General features: G+C 52.2%; 2 protein-coding genes. Both read left to right on the top strand.

Annotation, left to right across the window (positions count from 1 at the left end; genetic code table 11):
* The coding region (locus tag CVU71_18575; protein ID PKN16733.1) for an acyl-ACP--UDP-N-acetylglucosamine O-acyltransferase at nucleotides 1-504 on the top strand (504 nt) is incomplete at its 5' end.
* Between the two features lie 11 nt (nucleotides 505-515).
* Nucleotides 516-1,475, top strand: coding sequence for a UDP-N-acetyl-D-glucosamine dehydrogenase (locus CVU71_18580; protein ID PKN16734.1), 960 nt, complete (start codon nucleotides 516-518; stop codon nucleotides 1,473-1,475).
* Nucleotides 1,476-1,505 lie beyond the last annotated feature (30 nt).

Consider the following 1,505-nt stretch of genomic DNA (forward strand, 5'->3'; position numbering starts at 1 on the left):
GTCAGCATCCACCGGGCCACAACGGCGGATACGGGTATGACGGTCATGGGGGACCACAATCTTCTGATGGCCTATGTTCACATTGCCCACAATTGCCAGCTGGGCAATCACGTGATCATAGCCAATTCGACGGGGCTGGCCGGACATGTTCATGTAGAAGATTACGCGATTATCAGCCCGCTGAGCGGCGTTCATCAATTCTGCCGCATCGGCGCGCACGCCATGGTAGGCGGCGCATCCGCCGTGGTGAAGGATATTCCTCCCTACACCATTGCCAACGGCAATCGGGCCACATTGTTTGGCCTCAACCTGATCGGGCTTCAAAGGCGAAATTTCCCGGAACGTTCAATTGCCGCCTTGAAACACGCCTACCGCATTATCTTCCGTTCCGATCTTCTTCTGGAAGAGGCGCTGGTAAAAGCCGCAGAGGATGTGGAGGACTGCCCCGAAAAACGTCATTTTATCGATTTCATTCAAAAATCAAAAAGAAGCATTTGCCGCTAGAGAGAAAATAAATGGCACCAGACAGGAAAAAAATCAGAGTCGGCGTAGTCGGCATCGGTCACCTGGGCAGTTATCATCTTCAGAAATACGCCAATATTGACCACTGTGAAATCATTGCCGTATCCGATACACAGATTGAAAAAGCGAAGAAGGCGGCCGATCTTTATTCGTGCAGCGCTTTCACGGATCACCGGGAAATGCTGGGCCAGGTTGATGCCGTTAGCATCACCGTCCCAACGGGCGCCCACCACACGGTTGCCAGAGATTTTCTTTCCGCGGGCGTTGACGTGCTGATTGAAAAGCCCCTCTGTGCAACCCTCGAAGAAGCGGATGAACTGCTTGCGTTGGCTGCAAAAAGCAACCTCGTTTTCCAGGTTGGGTTTGTGGAGCGCTTTAATCCCGCCGTTATGGCACTGGATCAGGTCATCACCCGTCCGGTCTTCATTGAAGTGCACCGCCTGCATCCCTTTTTTGAACGGGGCACGGATGTGGATGTCATTCTTGATTTGATGATTCACGATCTGGACATCATTTTGAAGTTTGTCCACTCGCCTCTCACACGTGTGGAAGCGGTCGGCGTTCCCGTTCTTTCCGACAAGATCGACATCTCCAATGTAAGATTATCCTTTGCCTGCGGCTGCATCGCCAATGTGACCGCCAGCCGCATCAGCGCCAAGACCATGCAGAAGCTTCGTTTCTTCGGACCGGAGGGATACCATGCTGTTGATACCCGCAAGCGGGAGATTTTGTCGCTGAACAAGACCACCGGAGCCGACGGTAAGCAGCAGATTATTCAGAACAACATTGAAGTAGGCAGCCACGATCCCCTGGAAGAAGAAATCCGGTCATTCGTCAGTTCCGTCCTGACCCGTTCCAAACCCGCAGTATCCGGAGAGGACGGTCGCAAGTCCCTGGCGCTGGCCATTGAAATTCTTCAAAAAATGAAAACGCACGAGGACATCAAATTATGATCCCGATGGTTGATTTGAAAAAGCAGTACT

This window comes from Deltaproteobacteria bacterium HGW-Deltaproteobacteria-6 (genome assembly GCA_002840435.1).
In the GTDB taxonomy this organism is placed as follows: Bacteria; Desulfobacterota; Syntrophia; order Syntrophales; family Smithellaceae; genus UBA8904.